General features: G+C 60.8%; 21 protein-coding genes. 18 read left to right on the top strand and 3 right to left on the bottom strand.

Annotation, left to right across the window (positions count from 1 at the left end; translation table 11 throughout):
• The first annotated feature begins 12 nt into the window (after nt 1–12).
• The 5 genes from IHQ43_RS08910 (at nt 13) to IHQ43_RS08890 (ending at nt 5,503) form a co-directional block, all read left to right on the top strand.
• Entirely contained in the window at nt 13–516 is a 504-nt protein-coding gene (locus IHQ43_RS08910; protein WP_027613342.1) for an ureidoglycolate lyase, read from the top strand.
• Nucleotides 517–567: 51 nt separating this feature from the next.
• Nucleotides 568–1,881 (top strand): urate hydroxylase PuuD, encoded by a 1,314-nt coding sequence (locus IHQ43_RS08905; protein WP_192564079.1) that lies wholly within the window; start codon nt 568–570, stop codon nt 1,879–1,881.
• Between the two features lie 168 nt (nt 1,882–2,049).
• A complete protein-coding gene (locus IHQ43_RS08900; RefSeq protein WP_085608811.1) occupies nt 2,050–3,408 on the top strand; it encodes a nucleobase:cation symporter-2 family protein in 1,359 nt (452 codons plus the stop codon).
• 151 nt (nt 3,409–3,559) lie between these two features.
• Nucleotides 3,560–4,345 (top strand): outer membrane protein OmpK, encoded by a 786-nt coding sequence (locus IHQ43_RS08895; protein ID WP_192564078.1) that lies wholly within the window; start codon nt 3,560–3,562, stop codon nt 4,343–4,345.
• Nucleotides 4,346–4,717: 372 nt separating this feature from the next.
• Nucleotides 4,718–5,503, top strand: a complete 786-nt coding sequence (locus IHQ43_RS08890) for an outer membrane protein OmpK (RefSeq protein WP_102718282.1) — start codon at nt 4,718–4,720, stop codon at nt 5,501–5,503.
• 130 nt (nt 5,504–5,633) lie between these two features.
• Here IHQ43_RS08890 and IHQ43_RS08885 read toward each other — a convergent pair whose 3' ends face one another.
• Together IHQ43_RS08885 and IHQ43_RS08880 are read right to left on the bottom strand one after the other, a co-directional pair.
• The gene (locus IHQ43_RS08885) at nt 5,634–6,806 is read right to left on the bottom strand and encodes a patatin-like phospholipase family protein (protein WP_192564077.1); all 1,173 of its coding nucleotides are present in this window, start codon (nt 6,804–6,806) and stop codon (nt 5,634–5,636) included.
• Between the two features lie 35 nt (nt 6,807–6,841).
• Complete coding sequence (locus tag IHQ43_RS08880) at nt 6,842–7,774, bottom strand: lipid A biosynthesis lauroyl acyltransferase (protein WP_192564076.1); 933 nt, start codon at nt 7,772–7,774, stop codon at nt 6,842–6,844.
• A 117-nt stretch (nt 7,775–7,891) separates the two neighbouring features.
• Here IHQ43_RS08880 and minC point away from each other — a divergent pair, with 117 nt between their 5' ends.
• The 8 genes from minC (at nt 7,892) to IHQ43_RS08840 (ending at nt 15,618) form a co-directional block, all read left to right on the top strand.
• Nucleotides 7,892–8,629, top strand: coding sequence for a septum site-determining protein MinC (gene minC / locus IHQ43_RS08875; protein WP_192564075.1), 738 nt, complete (start codon nt 7,892–7,894; stop codon nt 8,627–8,629).
• Between the two features lie 169 nt (nt 8,630–8,798).
• Entirely contained in the window at nt 8,799–9,611 is an 813-nt protein-coding gene (minD, locus tag IHQ43_RS08870) for a septum site-determining protein MinD (RefSeq protein ID WP_007960065.1), read from the top strand.
• Nucleotides 9,611–9,865 carry a cell division topological specificity factor MinE gene (gene minE, locus IHQ43_RS08865; RefSeq protein ID WP_007960071.1) on the top strand — a complete coding sequence of 85 codons (255 nt, stop codon included), beginning with the start codon at nt 9,611–9,613 and terminating at the stop codon, nt 9,863–9,865. Before minD ends, minE begins: the two co-directional genes overlap by 1 nt.
• Nucleotides 9,866–9,956: 91 nt before the next feature.
• On the top strand, nt 9,957–10,592 hold the full coding sequence (locus tag IHQ43_RS08860; RefSeq protein ID WP_039769876.1) for an RluA family pseudouridine synthase: 636 nt from the start codon (nt 9,957–9,959) through the stop codon (nt 10,590–10,592).
• Nucleotides 10,593–10,607: 15 nt separating this feature from the next.
• A complete protein-coding gene (locus tag IHQ43_RS08855) occupies nt 10,608–11,708 on the top strand; it encodes a hypothetical protein (protein ID WP_192564074.1) in 1,101 nt (366 codons plus the stop codon).
• A gap of 76 nt (nt 11,709–11,784) precedes the next feature.
• Nucleotides 11,785–13,074: a M18 family aminopeptidase gene (locus IHQ43_RS08850; RefSeq protein WP_007960074.1), complete on the top strand. Its 1,290-nt coding sequence runs from the start codon at nt 11,785–11,787 to the stop codon at nt 13,072–13,074.
• 131 nt (nt 13,075–13,205) lie between these two features.
• Complete coding sequence (locus tag IHQ43_RS08845) at nt 13,206–13,382, top strand: hypothetical protein (RefSeq protein ID WP_007960078.1); 177 nt, start codon at nt 13,206–13,208, stop codon at nt 13,380–13,382.
• 76 nt (nt 13,383–13,458) lie between these two features.
• Complete coding sequence (locus IHQ43_RS08840) at nt 13,459–15,618, top strand: mechanosensitive ion channel family protein (protein ID WP_192564073.1); 2,160 nt, start codon at nt 13,459–13,461, stop codon at nt 15,616–15,618.
• 460 nt (nt 15,619–16,078) lie between these two features.
• On the opposite strand, the gene IHQ43_RS08835 is transcribed toward IHQ43_RS08840, so the two are convergent.
• Nucleotides 16,079–16,792, bottom strand: coding sequence for a UTRA domain-containing protein (locus IHQ43_RS08835; protein WP_192564072.1), 714 nt, complete (start codon nt 16,790–16,792; stop codon nt 16,079–16,081).
• A gap of 351 nt (nt 16,793–17,143) precedes the next feature.
• On the opposite strand from IHQ43_RS08835, the gene IHQ43_RS08830 reads away from it, so the two are divergent.
• The 5 genes from IHQ43_RS08830 (at nt 17,144) to IHQ43_RS08810 (ending at nt 21,808) form a co-directional block, all read left to right on the top strand.
• The gene (locus tag IHQ43_RS08830) at nt 17,144–18,208 is read left to right on the top strand and encodes an ABC transporter substrate-binding protein (protein WP_192564071.1); all 1,065 of its coding nucleotides are present in this window, start codon (nt 17,144–17,146) and stop codon (nt 18,206–18,208) included.
• Nucleotides 18,209–18,386: 178 nt separating this feature from the next.
• Nucleotides 18,387–19,193, top strand: a complete 807-nt coding sequence (locus IHQ43_RS08825; RefSeq protein ID WP_192564070.1) for an alkaline phosphatase family protein — start codon at nt 18,387–18,389, stop codon at nt 19,191–19,193.
• Nucleotides 19,194–19,198: 5 nt separating this feature from the next.
• On the top strand, nt 19,199–20,035 hold the full coding sequence (locus tag IHQ43_RS08820; RefSeq protein ID WP_162130491.1) for an ABC transporter permease: 837 nt from the start codon (nt 19,199–19,201) through the stop codon (nt 20,033–20,035).
• A complete protein-coding gene (locus IHQ43_RS08815; protein ID WP_007960203.1) occupies nt 20,022–20,822 on the top strand; it encodes an ABC transporter permease in 801 nt (266 codons plus the stop codon). The genes IHQ43_RS08820 and IHQ43_RS08815 overlap by 14 nt, the downstream gene beginning before the upstream one ends.
• Nucleotides 20,819–21,808, top strand: coding sequence for an ABC transporter ATP-binding protein (locus tag IHQ43_RS08810; RefSeq protein ID WP_011333173.1), 990 nt, complete (start codon nt 20,819–20,821; stop codon nt 21,806–21,808). Before IHQ43_RS08815 ends, IHQ43_RS08810 begins: the two co-directional genes overlap by 4 nt.

The raw sequence follows: 21,808 nt of genomic DNA, 5'->3' as shown, positions 1-21,808 counted from the left end.
GAAAAGAACAGCATGCGCACACTGACGATTGAACCGCTGACCAAAGAAGCCTTCGCCCCTTTCGGTGACGTGATCGAAACCGACGGCAGCGATCACTTCATGATCAACAACGGTTCGACCATGCGCTTCCACAAACTGGCGACGGTCGAAACCGCGACGCCTGAGGACAACGCGATCATCAGCATCTTCCGCGCCGACGCGCAGGACATGCCGCTGACCGTCAGCATGCTGGAACGCCATCCGCTGGGCAGCCAGGCTTTCATTCCGCTGCTCGGCAACCCCTTTCTGATCGTGGTCGCGCCACTTGGCGATGTACCTGTATCAGGCTTGGTCCGCGCCTTCGTCACCAACGGCAGGCAGGGCATCAATTACCATCGCGGCGTCTGGCACCACCCGGTGCTGACGATCGAAAAGCGGGATGACTTCCTGGTGGTTGATCGCAGTGGCACAGGCAATAACTGCGATGAGCATTTTTTCAAAGAGGATGAGCGTTTGATCCTCGCCCCCCACCAATAAGAGAAGGTCTGATCACTCGACAACAAGAGTGACAGGCGAGAGGTAAAGACTGTGGAAGCACATCTGTTGGAATGGCTGAACCTGAGCGTGCGCTGGGTTCACATGATCACTGGCGTGGCCTGGATCGGCGCGTCGTTCTACTTCGTCTGGCTGGAGAACAACCTCAACCGCGTCAATCCGAAAACCGGTCTTGCCGGTGATCTGTGGGCGATCCACGGCGGCGGTATTTATCACCTGGAAAAATACAAACTGGCCCCTCCATCGATGCCGGAGAACCTGCACTGGTTCAAATGGGAAGCCTATTTCACCTGGATGTCGGGGATCGCGCTGCTGTGCGTGGTGTTCTACTCCAACCCCGTGCTTTACCTCGTGGCACCCGGCAGCGGCCTGACCGGCCCTGAAGGCGTGGCCATCGGCATCGGCTCGCTGATCGCCGGCTGGTTCATCTACGACTTCCTCTGTGATTCGCCACTCGGCAAGAAACCTGCCCTGCTCGGCTTCATCCTGTTCGTGCTGATCATCGGCGCGGCGTATGGCTTCAGCAAGGTGTTCAGCGGTCGTGGTGCATACCTGCACGTCGGCGCGATCATCGGCACCATCATGGTCGGCAACGTGTTCCGCATCATCATGCCGGCGCAGCGCGCACTGGTTGCCGCGATTGCCGAGAACCGCACGCCGGATCCGGCGCTGCCAGCCAAAGGCCTGCTGCGTTCGCGTCACAACAACTACTTCACCCTGCCGGTGCTGTTCATCATGATCAGCAACCACTTCCCGAGCACTTACGGCAGCCAGTACAACTGGCTGATCCTGGCCGGGATCGCAGTGTTGGCGGTGTTGGTGCGTCACTACTTCAACACCCGTCACGACAGCCACAAGTTTGCCTGGACTCTGCCGGTTGCAGCGGTGGGCATGATCAGTCTGGCGTACGTCACCGGTCCTGCGCCGATGTCGACCGGTCCGGACGTGGCCAAGGCGCCTGCGAAAATCGAGTACCAGCCGCTGCCGGAAACGGCTCTGGGTGGTGGCGCGAAACCGGCTGAAGCGGCACAACCAGCCGCCCCTGCTGCACCGGCCGCAGCTCCCGCTCAGGCGTCCAGCGCCGGCCCTGCGTTCGACAAGGTGCACAACGTGATCCAGGAACGCTGCGCGGTCTGCCACTCGGCCAAACCGACCAGCCCGCTGTTCAGCGCTGCACCGGCCGGTGTGATGTTCGACACCCCCGAGCAGATCCGCCAGAACGCGGCACGGATCCAGGCGCAAGCCATCACCACGCAGATCATGCCACTGGGCAACATCACACAGATGACCCAGCAGGAACGTGACCTGATCGGTGCATGGATCGCGCAGGGAGCCCAGACCAACTAAGCAGTAAAAGCATCGCTGGCAAGCCAGCTCCCACAGGGTTTTGCACTGCCTGTGTGGGAGCTGGCTTGCCAGCGATTAGCCGCAACGCGGTTTACCTGATGCAAAGAAACAGCTGTGAGCAACCCGGCAGCTGTTAATCACAAGAATAAAAAAGATCCGAGGTGTTGCATGTCCGAGCTGTCCAAAGCGCGCATCCCCGACGCACCCGCCATTCAGCGTTTGCCCCTTTTGCAACTGATCCTGGTCGGTTTGCAACATGTACTGCTGATGTACGGCGGCGCCATCGCGGTACCGCTGATCATTGGACAGGCCGCTGGCCTGAGTCGTGAAGAAATCGCCTTCCTGATCAACGCCGACCTGCTGGTCGCCGGCATCGCCACCATCGTGCAATCCTTAGGGATAGGCCCGATGGGCATTCGCATGCCGGTGATGATGGGCGCCAGTTTCGCCGCCGTCGGCAGCATGGTCGCCATGGCCGGCATGCCCGGCATCGGTCTGCAGGGAATCTTCGGCGCCACCATCGCCGCCGGGTTCTTCGGCATGATCATCGCGCCGTTCATGTCCAAGGTCGTACGCTTCTTCCCTCCTCTGGTGACCGGCACGGTCATCACCTCAATCGGTTTGTCGCTGTTCCCCGTGGCCGTGAACTGGGCCGGCGGCGGCGCTGGCGCCGCTCAATTCGGTTCACCGATTTACCTGGCCATCGCCGCACTGGTGCTGGCCACCATTCTGTTGATCCACCGCTTCATGCGCGGTTTCTGGGTCAACATTTCCGTGCTGATCGGCATGTGCCTGGGCTACGTGCTCTGCGGCGCCATCGGCATGGTCGACCTGAGCGGCATGGCCAACGCGCCGTGGGTTCAGTTCGTCACCCCGCTGCATTTCGGCATGCCGAAGTTCGAACTGGCACCAATCCTGTCGATGTGTCTGGTGGTGGTGATCATCTTTGTCGAGTCCACCGGGATGTTCCTCGCACTGGGCAAGATCACCGGTCAGGAAGTCTGCCCGCGCATGCTGCGTCGCGGCCTGCTGTGTGATGCCGGCGCGTCGTTCGTTGCCGGGTTCTTCAACACCTTCACCCACTCCTCCTTCGCGCAGAACATCGGCCTGGTGCAGATGACCGGCGTGCGCTGCCGTTCGGTGACCATCGTTGCCGGCGGCCTGCTGATCGTCCTGAGCCTGCTGCCGAAAGCGGCGTTCCTGGTGGCGTCGATTCCGCCGGCAGTGCTCGGTGGCGCGGCGATTGCGATGTTCGGCATGGTGGCGGCGACCGGCATCAAGATCCTGCAGGAAGCTGACATCGGCGACCGTCGCAATCAATTGCTGGTAGCCGTGAGCATCGGCATGGGCCTGATCCCGGTGGTGCGTCCGGAGTTCTTCGCCCACCTGCCGCTGTGGATGAGCCCGATCACCCACAGCGGGATCGCCATGGCCACCCTCAGCGCGCTGACGCTGAACCTGTTGTTCAACATTCTCGGCGGTGCCGAACGCGCCGCGATCAACGACTGTCACGCACACCCGCACTAACGAAGTAACCCTGTGGGAGCGAGCTTGCTCGCGAAGAGGCCGGGTCAGTCACCATCAATGTTGAATGCCCCACCGCTTTCGCGAGCAAGCTCGCTCCCACAGGGGTCAGCGACGCCCTGCCTCAAACAATAAAAACAAGAGGGAGCAACAGATGATCCGGACTCAAACCAACGTGTTGTTGAGCGGCGGCCTGCTGGCCGCATCGCAAGCCATGGCCGGCGATTTATTGCTGTGGCAGACCAACAGCCTGAGCTACCTGTACGGCAAGAATTTCGCGATCAACCCGTCGATCCAGCAGACGGTGACGTTCGAGCACGCCGACAAGTGGAAGTACGGCGACAACTTCCTGTTCGTCGACAAGATCTTCTACAACGGCCAGGAAGACCGCAACAAAGGGCCCCACGCGTTCTACGGCGAATTCAGCCCGCGCCTGTCGTTCGGCAAGATCTTCGACAGGAAACTGGAGTTCGGCCCGATCAGGGACGTGCTGCTGGCCATGACCTACGAGTACGGCGAAGGCGACAGCGAGGCCTATCTGATCGGCCCCGGCTTCGACCTCAAGGTGCCGGGCTTCAACTATTTCACCCTGAATTTCTATCGCCGCCAGACCGAAGGCCCGCGCCCCGGCGACGGCGTCTGGCAGATCACCCCCGGCTGGTCCTACAGCATTCCCGTGGGCAACTCCGACCTGCTGATCGACGGCTATCTGGACTGGGTGGTCGACAACGACCAGAACTCACGCGGCACCTATCACGCCAACCTGCACATCAACCCGCAGATCAAATACGACCTGGGCAAAGCCCTCGGCTGGGGTGAAAAGCAGGTGTACGTCGGCACCGAATACAGCTACTGGAAAAACAAATACGGCGTCGAAAACACCCACAGTTTCGATACCAACCAGAACACCGCCAGCCTGCTGGTGAAGGTGCACTTCTAAGATGACCCGCAACCGTGCCCCCTACCTGTCGTCGGTGCTCTGTTGCGGGGCACTTGAGGCCTGGCCGTTGAGTCAGTATTCTCCGCGGCCTCCTGAATTCGGTCTAAAAAAAAGCCCGAATTTAATTCCTGACCGAAAAGCCAACTTATCCCGGCCGCGGTCAGTACCGAGGCATCCCGAAAACACGCTCGATCGACTGTTTTTCAGCAGCCGACGGGCGTTTTTTTGCTTTTCGAAAAGCCTTGGCTCAGCTCTTGCTAACAGCATGAAAGCTGACCGGATGGATGACTTTTGCAGCAACGAAAAAAGGCGCCACACCAGAGCGCCGACTCAAAAAAATAAACGTGGAACACCTACTTTGGGAGCAACCGAATGAAACGTATGTGCACCAGCCTGATGCTTGCGGGATCGCTGCTGGCAGGGGGGCAGGCCATGGCCGACGGCCTGCTGCAATGGCAGAACAACAGCCTGACCTATCTCTACGGCAAAGACTTCAAGGTCAACCCGGCCATCCAGCAGACCGTGACCTTCGAACACGCCGATGCGTGGAAGTACGGGGACAACTTCTTCTTCCTCGACAAGATCTTCTACAACGGTGACAAGGACTTCAACAACGGTCCGAACACCTACTACGGCGAGTTCCAGCCACGCATCTCGCTGGGCAAGGTCCTCGACCAGAAGATCGAGTTCGGTCCGATCAAGGACGTCCTGCTGGCGATGACCTACGAGTTCGGCGAGGGTGACACCGAGTCCTACCTGATCGGCCCGGGCTTCGACCTGGCCATTCCGGGCTTCGACTACTTCCAGCTGAACTTCTACCAGCGTCACACCGAAGGCTCGCGTCCGGGTGACAACGTCTGGCAGATCACACCAGTGTGGTCCTACACCATTCCGGTGGGCGACTCGAACATCCTGATCGACGGCTACATGGACTGGGTGGTCGACAACGACGTCAACAACAAAGGCGAATACCACGCCAACCTGCACTTCAACCCGCAGGTCAAATACGACCTGGGCAAGGCGCTGAATTTCGGCGAGAAGCAGTTGTACGTCGGTGTTGAATACGACTACTGGAAAGACAAATACGGTATCGACGACACCAAGGCCTTCACCACCAATCAGAACGTGACCAGCTTCCTGGTGAAGTTCCACTTCTGATAGTGCGGCGTCCTAACGGACGCCATCGCGAGCAAGCTCGCTCCCACAGGGTCATGCGTCGTTCACAGCTGTTGTGTACGCCAAAGGACCTGTGGGAGCTGGCTTGCCAGCGATTGCTGCACCCCAAATTTCAGGCCGGAACCACCGCCTCGCTGATGCCGAGAAACCGGCACAGCTCATCGCGCTTGGCCAGGGCATCGCGCCGCCCAAGGTCGATCAATTCGCTGCAATACCCCGCCTCGAACAGCAAATAACTCAATACCCCTGCCCCGCTCGTCTTGGTCGCACCCGGCCCACGCAAAAACAACCGCAACGCCGCCGGCAATTCCTGACGATGCCGCGCCGCGATTTCATCGATCGGCTGACTCGGTGAAATCACCAGCACTTCTACCGGCGCCACACCCAGCGCGCGGGTCGGCGTGCCTTCGGGCATCAGATGGCTGAACTGATTGAGACGCTGAAGCAGCTCGATGTCGCTTTCCAGGCTGTCAATGAAGGTGCTGTTGAGCATGTGCCCGCCGATCTGCGCCAGGGTCGGCTGCTGCCCGGTGTAGGTGCGTTCCAGCGGTTGTGCCGGGTCGAATCCGCGCGGGTTGCCACTCACGCCCACCACCAGCACCCGGCTCGCGCCCAGATGCAGCGCCGGACTGATCGGTGCCGATTGCCGCACCGCCCCGTCGCCGAAATATTCATCGCCGATCTTCACCGGCGCGAACAACAGCGGGATTGCCGAGCTGGCCAGCAAGTGCTCCACCGACAACTGCGTCGGCACACCGATGCGCCGGTGACGCAGCCAGGAATCGATGGTGCCGCCGCCCTGATAGAAGGTCACTGCCTGCCCGGACTCGTAGCCGAACGCCGTCACCGCCACCGCGTGCAGTTGCTTGCGCGCGATGGACTCGGCGATGCCGGGCATGTGCAGTTTTTCGTTGAGCAGATGACGCAGCGGCGAACTGTTGAGCAGCGCCACCGGCATTTGCCGACCCATGCCCAACAGACTGTGGCTGACGAAACGACTGGCCTGACGGATCACTCCCGGCCAGTCGCTGCGCAACACGCGATGGCTGCGAAAGCCTTGCCAGAATAGCGTCAGACGTTCGATGGCGGCGCGAAAGTCCGTGGCGCCGCTGGCCAGGCTGACCGCGTTGATCGCTCCGGCCGAGGTGCCGACGATCACCGGAAAGGGATTGTCCGCCCCCAACGGCAGCAATTCGGCAATCGCCGCCAGCACCCCCACCTGATACGCCGCCCGAGCCCCGCCGCCGGAAAGAATCAAACCTGTGACCGGTTCAGCTGGGCTCATCGCAACGCTCCGTGGTGCTTATGGGGATGGGTCAATCAACCGCGTTTGGCATACAGCTTCGGCTCGCCCGGTGGCCGGCTCTTGAAGCGCCGGTGTGCCCACAGGTATTGCTCGGGGCACTCACGCAACACGCCTTCGACCCACTGATTGATGCGGATGCAATCTTCTTCTTCGGTCTCGCCCGGAAAACCGTCCAGCGGCGGATGAATCACCAGACGATAACCGCTGCCGTCCGCCAGACGTTCCTGGGTGAACGGCACCACCAGCGCCTTGCCCAGACGGGCGAACTTGCTGGTGGCGGTGACCGTCGCGGCCTGAATGCCGAACAGCGGCACGAAGATACTTTGCTTGGCGCCGTAGTCCTGATCCGGCGCGTACCAGATCGCCCGGCCTGCGCGCAGCAACTTGAGCATCCCGCGCACGTCGTCACGTTCCACCGCAAGCGAATCGAGGTTGTGCCGCTCGCGGCCCTGCCGCTGGACGAAATCGAACAACGGATTCTTGTGCTCGCGGTACATGCCGTCGATGGTGTGTTGCTGGCCGAGCAATGCCGCGCCGATTTCCAGGGTGGTGAAATGCACCGCCATCAGAATCACGCCCTTGCCTTCGCGTTGGGCCTTCTGCAGATGCTCAAGGCCTTCGACGTGGGCCAGTTTCGCCAGGCGCTGACGCGACCACCACCAGCTCATGGCCATTTCAAAGAAGGCGATGCCGGTGGAGGCGAAGTTTTCCTTGAGCAGGCGCTTGCGTTCGGCGGCGGATTTTTCCGGGAAACACAGTTCCAGATTGCGCTTGGCGATGCGCCGCCGGTCGCCGGCGAAGCGATACATCAGGGCACCAAGAAAACGACCGATGGCCAGCAAGGCCGGATACGGCAGCTGCACGATCAGCCACAACAGCCCGAGGCCGCACCAGAGCGGCCAGAAGCGTGGGGCAAGAAATGCTTTTCGAAAACGCGGGCGATCCATTAAAGCTTCCGTAAATACAGTGGCCGCGCATTCTACATCGTTCGACCCGGCTTGCGGCCTGCGGGCGTTCTCGTTATAAGTCTCGGCACTTTTAGTGACAAGCCGTTGTATGCCGACATGAGCCAAACCGAACCGAAAGACCAAGATCCCGTGTTCCAGCTGAAGGGCAGCATGCTCGCCATTACAGTGCTGGAGCTGTCCCGCAACGACCTGGACAGCCTCGATCGGCAATTGGCCGCCAAAGTCGCCCAGGCACCGAATTTCTTCAGCAACGCGCCGCTGGTTCTGGCGCTGGACAAACTGCCGCCAGGCGAAGGTGCCGTCGACCTGCCGGGCCTGATGCGCGTGTGCCGTCAGCACGGCCTGCGCACCCTGGCGATCCGTGCCAGCCGCATCGAAGACATCGCCGCCGCCATCGCCATCGACATCCCGGTGCTGCCGCCGTCCGGCGCTCGCGAGCGACCGCTGGAAAGCGCTGAACCTGTTGTGGCAAAGAAGCCGGAAAAGCCAACTGAACCAACCGTCAAGCCGACGCGCGTCATCACCACGCCAGTACGTGGTGGCCAACAGATATATGCGCAAGGTGGCGATCTGGTGGTGGTTTCCTCGGTCAGCCCGGGGGCGGAACTTCTCGCCGATGGCAACATCCATGTATACGGCCCGATGCGCGGTCGTGCGCTGGCCGGGGTCAAGGGCGACACCAAGGCGCGGATTTTCTGTCAGCAACTGAGCGCTGAACTGATCTCCATCGCAGGCCATTACAAGGTTTCCGAGGACCTGCGTCGCGATCCGATGTGGGGTTCGGGCGTACAGGTCAGCCTGTCGGGCGACGTGTTGAACATCATTCGGCTTTAACGGATACTGCCGCATTTTCCAAGCATCTCTAAAACGTAGCGAAAACGGCTCAAACGAAGTAGGAAAAAGGCCAAAAGCCGAATTCCAGCCAAGGCTGTCCGACTGCAGTAGTTTTCAAGAGATGTTTTTCAGGGGCTGAACAGTCCTTCTTCCTTAGGGGTGAAACACCTTGGCCAAGATTCTCGTGGTTACATCCGGCAAGGGTGGTGTGGGTAAGACCACCACCAGCGCCGCTATCGGTACCGGCCTCGCTCTGCGCGGCCACAAAACAGTGATCGTCGACTTCGACGTGGGCTTGCGTAACCTCGACCTGATCATGGGTTGCGAGCGCCGCGTGGTGTATGACTTCGTCAACGTGGTGAACGGCGAAGCCAACCTGCAACAGGCACTGATCAAAGACAAGCGCCTGGAAAACCTCTATGTGCTGGCCGCCAGCCAGACCCGCGACAAAGACGCGCTGACCGTCGAAGGCGTGGAAAAAGTCCTGATGGAGCTCAAGGAACAATTCGAGTTCGTGGTCTGCGACTCCCCGGCGGGCATCGAGAAAGGCGCCCACCTTGCCATGTACTTCGCTGACGAAGCGATCGTCGTGACCAACCCTGAAGTGTCCTCGGTACGTGACTCCGACCGCATGCTTGGCCTGCTGGCCAGCAAGTCCCGTCGCGCCGAACGCGGCGAAGAGCCGATCCAGGAACACCTGCTGATCACCCGCTACCACCCGGAGCGCGTCGAAAAAGGCGAGATGCTGGGCGTCGAAGACGTCAAGGAAATCCTCGCCGTACGCCTGCTGGGCGTCATCCCGGAATCCCAGGCCGTGCTCAAGGCCTCCAACCAGGGCGTGCCTGTGATCCTCGATGATCAGAGCGACGCCGGCCAGGCCTACAGCGATACCGTTGATCGCCTGCTGGGCAAGGAAAAAGAACACCGGTTCCTGAACGTCGAGAAGAAGGGATTCTTCGAGCGTCTGTTTGGAGGTAGGTAATGAACCTTTTTGACTTCTTTCGTGCCAACAAAAAGCCAAGTACCGCCTCGGTCGCGAAAGAGCGTCTACAGATCATCGTGGCGCATGAACGCGGCCAGCGCAGCACCCCTGACTACCTGCCATCCTTGCAGAAGGAATTGGTAGAAGTGATCCGCAAGTACGTCAACATCGGCAACGATGACGTTCACGTGGCACTGGAGAGCCAGGGCAGCTGCTCGATTCTGGAACTCAACATCACCCTGCCAGACCGCTGAGTCGATCCGGCAGGAACGACGGCGGCTCAGGGCCCTTCCGATACCGGAGGGGCCCTGAGCCGCCGTTGGCATTTGTTACGAGGCTGTTTTAATGCCGTTGTCCAACGTCCAAATCATTCATCAGGACGCCGCCGTTCTGGTGGTGAACAAACCGACCCTGTTGCTCTCCGTCCCCGGCCGGGCCGATGACAACAAGGACTGCCTGATCACCCGCCTGCAGGAAAACGGCTACCCGGAAGCGCGCATCGTCCATCGCCTGGACTGGGAAACGTCGGGGATCATTCTGCTGGCCCGCGACGCCGACACCCACCGCGAACTGTCGCGCCAGTTTCACGATCGTGAAACAGAGAAAGCCTACACTGCGCTCTGTTGGGGTCAGCCGGAACTGGACAGCGGCAGCATCGATCTGCCGTTGCGCTACGACCCTCCGACCAAACCACGCCATGTGGTCGATCACGAACACGGCAAGCATGCCCTGACCTTCTGGCGCGTGCTGGAACGCTGCGGCGACTGGTGCCGCGTCGAGCTCACGCCGATCACCGGGCGTTCGCACCAGCTGCGGGTGCACATGCTGTCGATCGGTCACCCGTTGCTCGGTGACGGCCTCTACGCCCACGAGCAAGCCCTGGCGGCCTGGCCGCGCCTGTGCCTGCACGCGAGCATGCTCAGCTTCACCCATCCACAGTCCGGGGAGCGTCTGCGCTTCGAATGCCCGGCACCGTTTTAAAGGATTCTGCTTCGGATGAGTTGTATCGATACTCTGGTAACACCGGTCAAGAAAGCCCGACATCAGCTGCTTTACCTGATCTACGGCAATCAGGATGTCTACCGGCGCGAAGCCAAGTTCAGCATCCTGACCGTCCTGTCCCAGGCTAAAAACGGCAAACGTCCGGCGATCAGGATTCTCACTGACCGGCCGCAAGACTACGAAGGCTGGCCGGTCGACACCGTGCTGCTCGACGAAGCGACCCTGACCCGCTGGCAGGGACAGAACGGCTACCACCATCGGCGCAAGGCCTGTGCGATTGCCGCCGGCATGCAACTGGCCGAGAAAACCCTGTTCGTCGACACGGACACCCTGTTCACCAGCGACCCGAACAGCCTGTTCAAACACATCGATGTGAATCAGTCGGTGATGGACCGCTTCGAATACGACTGGAAAGACGTCTTCGAACGCCCGGACTACCTGAAGCTCGCTCGCGACCTCAGCGTCCACGGTGTTTCCCCGCAGAACGGCTTCAAGCTCTACAACAGCGGCCTGTGTGGTGTCACCGACCGCGACTCTGCGCTGTTCGAAGAGTCGATCCGCCTGATTGACGAGTGGACGGCCGGCGGGTTCGAGATTCATACCATCGAGCAGATTGCCCTGTCCTATGCGATGCGCGAGCGACCGGTAGTGGAAGCCCGCAAACACGTCTACCACTACTTTGCGGAAAAGCGCTTCTTCCACGCGATGCAGGCGTTTTTCTTCTCCCAGCACGGCGAGAAATTCAGCCAGCGACTGGTGGACCTGTGCGCTGACGTGCCTCGGGTCAAACCCTTTCCGTCCGCCTGGCAGCGACTGAAGATCAAATGGAAGCTGCGCAACCAGAGCGGCGCCATGCGCAAGGTCGGCCGGGATCTGTTGTACGGCAGCGCCGCGCCGGATCACCCTTACTACAGCGCCTGTCGTCATGAATGGTGGGAATGCGCCTCGCGGGAAATCCTGCGCTGGGACGAGAGCCGTCAGAAGAAGCTTCTGGAACAGAGTCGCTGGCCTAGACAGTTGCCTCGCCCGGAAAAGCCCGAAGACGAAAAAGTGATCATGAACTACCTGAAAAAACGCGTGGCCGCTGCTCGTTGACGCGAGCGGCACATGTCATGTCCCAAGCATCAGGCCGATGCGTTAAACTCCCGCCCATTGCTGTCTGGAGCTTCTTATGCGCGAAGAGTTGAACCAAGGCCTGATCGACTTCCTCAAGGCCTCCCCTACCCCGTTCCACGCCACCGCCAGCCTTGTTCAACGCCTGGAGGCCGCCGGTTATGTGCGCCTCGACGAGCGCGAAACCTGGCACACCGAAGCCAATGGCCGTTACTACGTCACCCGTAACGATTCCTCGATTGTCGCGATCAAGATGGGCCGCAACTCGCCGCTGCACGACGGCATCCGTCTGGTCGGCGCCCACACCGATAGCCCGTGCCTGCGGGTCAAGCCGCAACCTGAACTGCAACGCCAGGGCTTCTGGCAATTGGGTGTCGAAGTTTACGGCGGCGCACTGCTGGCGCCATGGTTCGACCGCGACCTGTCGCTGGCCGGCCGCGTCACCTTCCGCCGCGACGGCAAGGTCGAAAGCCAGCTGATCGACTTCAAGGCCCCGATCGCGATCATTCCCAACCTGGCCATTCACCTCAACCGTGAAGCCAACCAGGGCTGGGCCATCAACGCCCAGACCGAACTGCCGCCGATTCTCGCGCAGTTCGCCGGTGACGAACGCGTGGACTTTCGCGCGGTACTCACCGATCAACTGGCCCGCGAACATGGCCTCAACGCCGACGTGGTGCTCGATTACGAGCTGAGTTTCTACGACACCCAGAGTGCCGCCGTCATCGGTCTGCACGGTGATTTCATCGCCGGTGCGCGCCTGGACAACCTGCTGTCGTGCTACGCCGGTCTGCAAGCCTTGCTGACCGCCGACACCGAAGAAACCTGCGTGCTGGTGTGCAACGACCACGAAGAAGTTGGCTCCTGCTCGGCGTGCGGCGCCGACGGCCCGATGCTGGAACAGACCCTGCGCCGTCTGCTGCCGGAAGGTGACGAGTTCGTACGCACCATCCAGAAGTCCCTGCTGGTCTCGGCCGACAACGCCCACGGCGTACACCCCAACTACGCCGAGAAACACGACGCCAACCACGGCCCGAAACTCAACGCAGGCCCGGTGATCAAGGTCAACAGCAACCAGCGCTACGCCACCAACAGCGAAACCGCCGGTTTCTTCCGCCATCTGTGCATGGCCGAAGAAGTGCCGGTGCAAAGCTTTGTGGTGCGCAGCGACATGGGCTGCGGTTCGACCATCGGCCCGATCACCGCCAGCCACCTGGGCGTGCGCACGGTCGACATCGGCCTGCCGACCTTCGCCATGCACTCGATCCGCGAACTGTGCGGCAGCCATGACCTGGCCCACCTGGTCAAAGTGCTTAGCGCGTTCTACGCCAGCCGCGAACTGCCGTAGAAACCACGGGGATCGCAGCTCCGCGCTGCGATCCCCCGGCCTGCAGAACCGGCTCATTTCTGATACACATCAGCACCGTCCATCGAAAACCCACCTAGACTTGAATAATCCCTTTCGACAAGGCTGTCGCCATGATCTCGATGTCTGCGTTTCACTCCATGCTCATTCCCATCCTGTGCGGAATGATTCTGCTGGCCATCGGCTTCAACTTCCGTGACAAGAACGCCGGGGTGTTCGCCATGTGGATCGGCATGCTGATGATCCTGGCCACGGTGGTCTACAAGATCCTCGCCAAACTCAACGAATAAATCCGCGCCCGGCTCGCATTGAATCGGGCGGGCTCGTACACTCGCCCGATCCGCCCCTTGCGAGGTTGACCGCCTAGTGTTCGCTCGTCTTTTTGCCCTGCCCTGCCTGTTCCTCGTCTGCCTGATGACCCTGATGTCGCCGGCACCTGCCGACGCCGCCGGCCTGCCGGGACTGCTAACGGGCTCCGGCAAGGCTCAGCCAGAGGCTCAGGAGCCGCTCGGCCAGTCGCTGGACGAAGTCATCAAGTCGCTGGAAAACGACAAGCAACGCGCCCAGTTGCTGACCGATCTGAAAAAACTCCGCGACGCCACGAAAAAAGCCCAGGCCAGCCCGGAAGAAGGCGTGCTGGGACTGATCGGCGGCACCCTCGCCACTTTCGAAAAACAGTTCACCGGCGCCGACAGCCCGCTCAACCGCTGGTCAGCCGAATTCGACATGGCCCAGGACGAGCTCAAAGGCCTGATGCTGCCGGCCAGCGAATGGCTGCCGATCATCTTCGCCTTCGCCGTGATCCTCGCAGTCTGGAGCCTGCTCGCCGCCGCGCTGATCTGGCTCGGCCACCGGGTGCGCATGCGCTTTGGCCTGACCGAAGAACTGCCGCAACATCCCCGAGCCCTCGACATGCTGCGCTTCGCCCTGCGCAAGCTCGGGCCGTGGATGATCGCCCTGGTCATCACGGTGTACATGAGTTACGCGCTGCCATCGTCCCTGGGCAAAAGCCTGGCGATGGTGCTGGCTTATGCGCTGGTGGTCGGCACGTGTTTCTCGGCCATCTGCGTCATCGCCTTTTCCGTACTCGACGGCCCGCACCGCCATCGCGCGCTGTATATCCTGCGTCATCAGGCCTTCCGGCCGCTGTGGCTGATCGGCAGCTTCGCCGCATTCGGTGAAGCCCTGAGCGATCCACGACTGGTGGCCGGCCTCGGCGTGCATCTGGCTCACACCGCCGCTACGGTCGCCAATGTCCTCGCGGCGCTGTCGACCGGACTGTTCATCCTGCGCTTCCGCCGGCCGATCGCCCACCTGATCCGCAACCAGCCACTGTCCCGCCGCCTGACGCGCCGCGCCCTCAGCGACACCATCGAAATCCTCGGCACCTTCTGGTACGTCCCGGCGCTGGTGCTGGTGGGTATTTCGCTGTTCGCCACCTTCGTCTCCGCCGGCGACACCAGCACCGCCCTGCGCCAGTCGCTGATCTGCACCGTGCTGCTGGTGTTGTGCATGGTGATCAACGGCCTCGTCCGCCGCCACGCCCTCAAACCCCAACGCGGGCCGAAACGCCATGCGTTGTATTCCGAGCGCCTGAAAAGCTTCTTCTACACCCTTGCCCATTTGCTGGTGTGGCTGGCCTTCATCGAACTCGGCCTGCGGGTCTGGGGCATGTCGCTGATCGGCTTCACCGAAGGCGAAGGCCACGACGTCAGCGTCAAACTGTTCAGTCTGATCGGTACATTGATCTTCGCCTGGCTGATCTGGATCCTCAGCGACACCGCCGTCCACCACGCCCTCACCCGTTCACGCAAAGGCCTGGCCAACGCTCGCGCGCAGACCATGATGCCGCTGATCCGCAACGTGCTGTTCGTGGCGATCTTCATCATCGCCCTGATCGTCGCCCTGGCGAACATGGGCATGAACGTCACGCCCCTGCTGGCCGGTGCCGGCGTGATCGGCCTGGCCATCGGCTTCGGCGCCCAGTCGCTGGTGGCCGACCTGATCACCGGCCTGTTCATCATCATCGAAGACTCCCTGGCCATCGACGACTACGTCGACGTCGGCGGCCACCTGGGCACCGTCGAAGGCCTGACCATCCGCACCGTCCGCCTGCGGGACATCGACGGCATTGTCCACACCATCCCGTTCAGCGAAATCAAAAGCATCAAAAACTACTCCCGGGAATTCGGCTACGCGATCTTCCGCGTGGCCGTGCCGTTCAACATGAGCATCGACGAAGCCATCAAACTGATGCGCGACGTCGGCCAGAAAATGCGCACCGACCCACTGCAACGCCGCAACATCTGGTCGCCACTGGAATTTCAGGGCGTGGAAAGCTTTGAATCCGGCAACGCGATATTGCGTGCAAGGTTCAAAACCGCACCGATCAAACAGTGGGAGGTTTCACGGGCGTTCAATTTGTCGTTGAAACGACATCTGGATGAGGCCGGATTGGACCTGGCAACGCCGAGGATGAATGTGCAGGTGATTACCGCAGGTGGTGGTGGCCAAACTCAAGAATAGATCCGGAGAATCGGACCGACCTCAAGGCCCTCATCGCTGGCAAGCCAGCTCCCACAGAGAGCAAAAGCAACACATATGTCCTCCCACCACTCAAAACAATGAGCGTTAGCTCGAGTACCGCTTTTGACGTGCCGGCCCCATCGGGAGGCTGAGTGGAGGGATTCATCCGGGGGTGGGAGCGCAGCGACCGTGCGGCGAAGCCGCATGCATCGAGAGGAGGTGCAGCGAAGCAAACCGTAGGCGATGCCCCCGGATGAATCCCGGAGCGAAGGAACGCCGAGCCTCAGCGAGGTGCCGAACGCAGGGGCCAAGCGTTTTGCTTACTTTTGGGCGTCTGCAAAAGTGAGCCGCTGTAAGAGCGGAACCGCCAGCCGCAACACCCGAAGAAACGGATATTCACCCAAAACAACCCAAAACCTGGTCGGCCCAGAGGCCGCCAAGGTCAAGGTCAAGGTCAAGGTCAAACAACATCAACCCCAACGTGAATCGCATCATGCCGCCAAAATTCCAGATCACAATCAATCAACCGCCCAGCCTGATCATAATTGACCCGAGCAATCCTCAACCCCGGACTCCCCACCGAAACCCGTAAAGCCGCCGCCGCATCCACCGACAACGACGTAGGCACAATCTCGAACCGCACCCGCCCATAGTGCAAATCGTAATGCCGCGCATAAAGCTCGGTAATCGACTGATTCAAATCAAACCCCAGAATCCCCGGAAAAAACTGCGGATTCAGATAATGCTCCACATACAACACCAGCCGCCCATCGATCCGCCGCGACCGGCAAATCTGAATCACGCTCGACAACGCCGGCAACTGCAACCACGCACAGACCGCCGCTGAAGCCGGCTGCAAGCGCGCCGAAATCACCTCAGTCGACGGCACCCGCCCCTGCGCACTGACCATCGCGTGAAAGTGGCTGCGCTGCATCAGGTTGTAGGCCAGGCGCGGTGGCGACACGAACCAGCCTCGCCGCTCCTCGCGATAAATCTGCCCTTGCGCCTCCAGTTGCAACAAGGCTTCCCGTACCGTAATCCGCGTCGTGCCGAACAACTCGCTGAGCTTGCGCTCGGCCGGCAACTTGCTCCCTGCCGCCAGCAACCCATGGTCGAGTTGCTCCTGAAGGATCTGGCCAATCGCTGTCACCGCTTTTGTTGCCTCATCGCGCATCAACGTTACCTATCTGGACTAGACCAGCACTGTTTCGGGGCAAAACCGCACAGCTATTGCGCCGTTTGGTTGTGTTGCAAGCCTAGGCAGTGCAGATGACCGAGAGATGACAAAACTACCGAACGGTCGCCCTGACAACTTGCAATACATCGGCCAAGTCCCTTGCCCACCGGGACTTTGCGGGTGGTCTACGCTTAGCGGGCAGCCGTCGATACCGGAGAAATAAATGGCGGGTCGGGTATCCGCCGACATCAAAGTGTCATCCAGCCCCCCTACATTGGCTCAGGTATTGCTGACCTAGACCAACACAAACCGCAATCGCAGCGTTGAACACGACCAAGGAGCTTCGGAATGAAACAGCTTTTCCTGGCAACACTGTTAGGCTCGACCATTGCCATGTGCACCGCCGCCATGGCGGCTGATGATCTGAAAACCCTGGAAGCCGCTGCGAAAGCGGAAGGCGCCGTCAACAGCGTCGGCATGCCCGATGACTGGGCCAACTGGAAAGGCACCTGGGAAGACCTGGCCAAGAACTACGGCCTCAAACACATCGATACCGACATGAGCTCGGCCCAGGAAATCGCCAAGTTCGCCGCTGAAAAAGACAACGCCACCGCCGACATCGGCGACGTTGGCGCCGCTTTCGGTCCGATCGCGGTCAAGCAAGGCGTGGTGCAACCGTACAAGCCGACCACCTGGGATCAAGTGCCTGCATGGGCCAAGGACAAGGACGGCAACTGGGCACTGGCCTACACCGGTACCATCGCTTTCATCGTCAACAAGAAGCTGCTGCACGGCTCCGAAATACCGACCAAATGGGCTGACCTCAAGGGCGGCAAATACAAGGTTTCCATCGGTGACGTGAGCACTGCGGCCCAGGCGGCCAACGGCGTACTCGCCGCAGCACTGGCCAACGGCGGCGACGAGAAAAACATCCAGCCTGCCCTGCTGCTGTTCGCAGACATCGCCAAGCAGGGTCGCCTGTCGATGGCCAACCCGACCATCGCCACCATGGAAAAAGGCGAGATCGAAGTCGGCGTGGTCTGGGACTTCAACGGCCTGAGCTACAAGGCCAAGATGGCCAACCCGGATGACTACGTGGTGCTGATCCCGTCCGACGGCTCGGTGATTTCCGGCTACACCACCATCATCAACAAATACGCGAAAAACCCGAACGCCGCCAAGCTGACCCGCGAATACATCTTCAGCGACGCCGGCCAGACCAACCTCGCCCGTGGCAACGCTCGCCCGATCCGCGCCGAGCACCTGACCCTTCCGGAAGACGTGAAAGCCAAACTGCTGCCGAACGAGCAGTACAAGAAAGTCACACCGATCAAGGACGCCGATGCGTGGGAAAAAACCTCCAAGGCCCTGCCGCAGAAGTGGAACGAAGAAGTCATCGTCGAGATGAAGTAAGCCCGTAAGTCCCGCTTCCGGGATTGCTGGAGTTCCCTGTGGGAGCGAGCTTGCTCGCGAATGCGGTCCTTCATTCAACACTGATGTTGGCTGACACGACGCCTTCGCGAGCAAGCTCGCTCCCACAAGGGCTCCCGACTGAATCTGAAATTTTCTGTTTCGCGGAGTTTTTGCCCCTATGAAGCACACCGTCATCCTTGTCGTGCTCGACGGCCTCAACTACGAGGTTGCGCGTCACGCCATGGGGCATCTGCAGGCTTACGTCGGCGCAGGACGCGCCGCGCTCTACCAGTTGGAGTGCGAGCTGCCGGCCCTGTCCCGACCGCTTTACGAATGCATCCTCACGGGCGTGCCGCCCATCGACAGCGGCATCGTCCACAACAACGTCTCGCGCCTGTCCAACCAGCGCAGCATCTATCACTACGCCCGTGATGCCGGTCTGAAAACCGCCGCCGCGGCGTACCATTGGGTCAGCGAGCTCTACAACCGCTCGCCATTCGTGGCGGCACGGGATCGGCATACCGATGACCCGACGCTGCCGATCCAGCACGGCCATTTCTACTGGAACGATCACTACCCGGACTCGCACCTGTTCGCCGACGCGGAAAACCTGCGCCTGCGCCACGCCCCGGATTTTCTGCTGATCCACCCGATGAACATCGACGACGCCGGCCACAAGCACGGCCTCGACACCCCGCAATACCGCAACAGTGCCCGCAGCGCCGACATCATCCTCGCCGACTACCTGCAAGGCTGGCTCGATGCCGGCTGCCAGGTGCTGGTGACCGCCGACCACGGCATGAACAACGACCGCTCGCATAATGGCCTGCTGCCGGAAGAACGCCAGGTGCCACTGTTCGTGCTCGGCGACGCCTTCAGCCTGAACGCCGACGCCACACCTGAGCAGACCGACATCTGCGGCACCGTTTGCGAACTGCTCGGCGTGCCCCACGACAAACCTGTGTGCCGGGAGTTGCTCAAGTGAACTCAATGACTCGCGGCAAATGGCTGGCCGCCCTGTGCCTGGTGCCTTTCGCGCTGTTCTTTATCGTGTTCGAAATCGCCCCGCTGATCTGGGTAATGATCAACAGCCTGCAATCGGAAGAATTCGGTTGGGGCTTCGCCAACTTCAGCAAGATCTTCAGTTCGAAGTTCTATCTGCAGGCAATCCAGTACAGCCTCGAAATCAGTTTCTGGTCGAGTGTGTTCGGCATCATCATCGCGGTGCTGGGTGCGTATTCCCTGCGCCGGGTCGATTCGAAACTGCGCAATTTCGTCAACGCCTTCGCCAACATGACCAGCAACTTCGCCGGCGTCCCCCTGGCGTTTGCATTCATCATCCTGCTCGGCTTCAACGGCAGCATCACCATCATGTTGAAGCAGGCCGGGATCATCGAGGACTTCAACCTGTACTCGAAAACCGGGTTGATCATCCTTTACACCTACTTCCAGATTCCCCTCGGCGTCTTGCTGCTGTATCCGGCGTTCGACGCCTTGCGCGAGGACTGGCGCGAATCCGCCGCACTGCTCGGCGCTGACGGCTGGCAGTTCTGGCGCCACATCGGCCTGCCGGTGCTGACCCCGGCCCTGCTCGGCACCTTCGTGATCCTGCTGGCCAACGCCCTCGGCGCGTACGCCACGGTTTACGCGCTGACCACCGGCAACTTCAACGTGCTGCCGATCCGGATTGCGGCGATGGTCTCCGGTGACATTTCCCTCGATCCGAACCTGGCCAGCGCCCTGGCCGTGGTGCTGGTGGCACTGATGACCCTGGTGACCGTCGTGCATCAACTGCTGTTGAAGAGGAGCTACCATGTCTCGCGCTGAATCCGGCCCGGCCGGCGTCTACCACCGCGTCGTGGTCTATCTGTTGTTCGCCATTTTGCTGCTGCCACTGGTGGGCACGCTGATTTACTCGATCGCCAGCAGTTGGTCGGCCACCATCCTGCCCAGCGGTTTCACCTTCAAGTGGTACATCCAGTTGTGGAGCGATCCGCGCTTCCTGCACGCCTTCGGCCAGTCGCTGCTGGTGTGCGTCGGCGCGCTGATCCTGTCGGTGGTGCTGATCCTGCCGCTGCTGTTCGTGGTGCATTACCACTTCCCGAAACTCGATGCGCTGATGAACATCCTGATCCTGCTGCCCTTCGCGGTGCCGCCGGTGGTTTCGTCGGTGGGCCTGTTGCAGCTCTACGGTTCCGGGCCGTTCGCGATGGTCGGCACGCCGTGGATCCTGATCGGTTGCTACTTCACCGTGGCGCTGCCGTTCATGTACCGGGCGATCACCAACAACCTGCAAGCGATCAACCTGCGCGACCTGATGGACGCCGCCCAACTGCTCGGCGCCAGCACCTTTCAGGCGGCCTTCCTGGTGGTGCTGCCGAACCTGCGCAAGGGCCTGATGGTCGCGTTGCTGTTGTCGTTCTCGTTCCTGTTCGGTGAGTTCGTGTTCGCCAACATTCTGGTCGGCACCCGCTACGAGACCCTGCAGGTTTATCTGAACAACATGCGCAACAGCAGCGGTCACTTCACCAGTGCGCTGGTGATTTCCTACTTCTTTTTCGTGCTGGTCCTGACCTGGGTCGCCAACATCTTGAACAAGGACAAAAGCGAATGAGCTATGTCAGCGTCCAACACCTTCAGAAAAACTACGCGGGCACCACGGTGTTCAGCGACATCAACTGCGAAATCCAGAAGGGTGAATTCGTCACCCTGCTCGGCCCGTCCGGTTGCGGCAAATCCACCCTGCTGCGTTGCATTGCCGGTCTGACGCCGGTGGATGGCGGCAAGATTCTGCTCGATGGCGTCGACATCGTGCCGCTCACCCCGCAGAAACGCGGGATCGGCATGGTGTTTCAGAGCTACGCGCTGTTCCCCAACATGACCGTCGAACAGAACGTCGCGTTTGGTTTGCGCATGCAGAAGGTCAACGCCGACGACAGCCACAAGCGGGTTGCCGAGGTACTGAAACTGGTTGAACTCAACGACTTCGCCAGTCGCTATCCGCATCAATTGTCCGGCGGTCAATGTCAGCGGGTCGCCCTCGCTCGCTCGCTGGTGACCCGTCCGCGCCTGTTGCTGCTGGATGAACCGCTGTCGGCCCTCGATGCGCGGATTCGCAAACACCTGCGCGAACAGATCCGTCAGATCCAGCGCGAACTGGGCCTGACCACGATCTTCGTCACACACGATCAGGAAGAAGCCCTGACCATGTCTGACCGGATTTTCCTGATGAATCAGGGAAAGATCGTACAAAGCGGCGATGCCGAAACCCTCTACACCGCGCCGGTCGACGTGTTCGCCGCCGGCTTCATCGGCAACTACAACCTGCTGGATGCCGAGAGCGCGTCGAAGCTGTTGCAGCGGCCTATCAACCACCGCATCGCGATTCGCCCGGAGGCCATCGAACTGAGCCTCAGCGGCGAACCCGATGCGCAAATCCGCAGCCACAGCCTGCTGGGCAACGTGATCCGCTACCGCGTCGAAGCCCGGGGCGTGGAACTGGTGGTGGATGTGCTCAACCGTTCGGCGGCGGATCTGCACCCCGACGGTCAACGCCTGTCACTTTCCATCGATCCCACCGCCCTGTGTGAGGTAGCCTGA

Source organism: Pseudomonas gozinkensis, assembly GCF_014863585.1.
Classification (GTDB): domain Bacteria; phylum Pseudomonadota; class Gammaproteobacteria; order Pseudomonadales; family Pseudomonadaceae; genus Aquipseudomonas; species Aquipseudomonas gozinkensis.
Note: the sequence above shows the minus strand (reverse complement) of the source record. Positions and strands in the feature narration are given on the sequence as shown.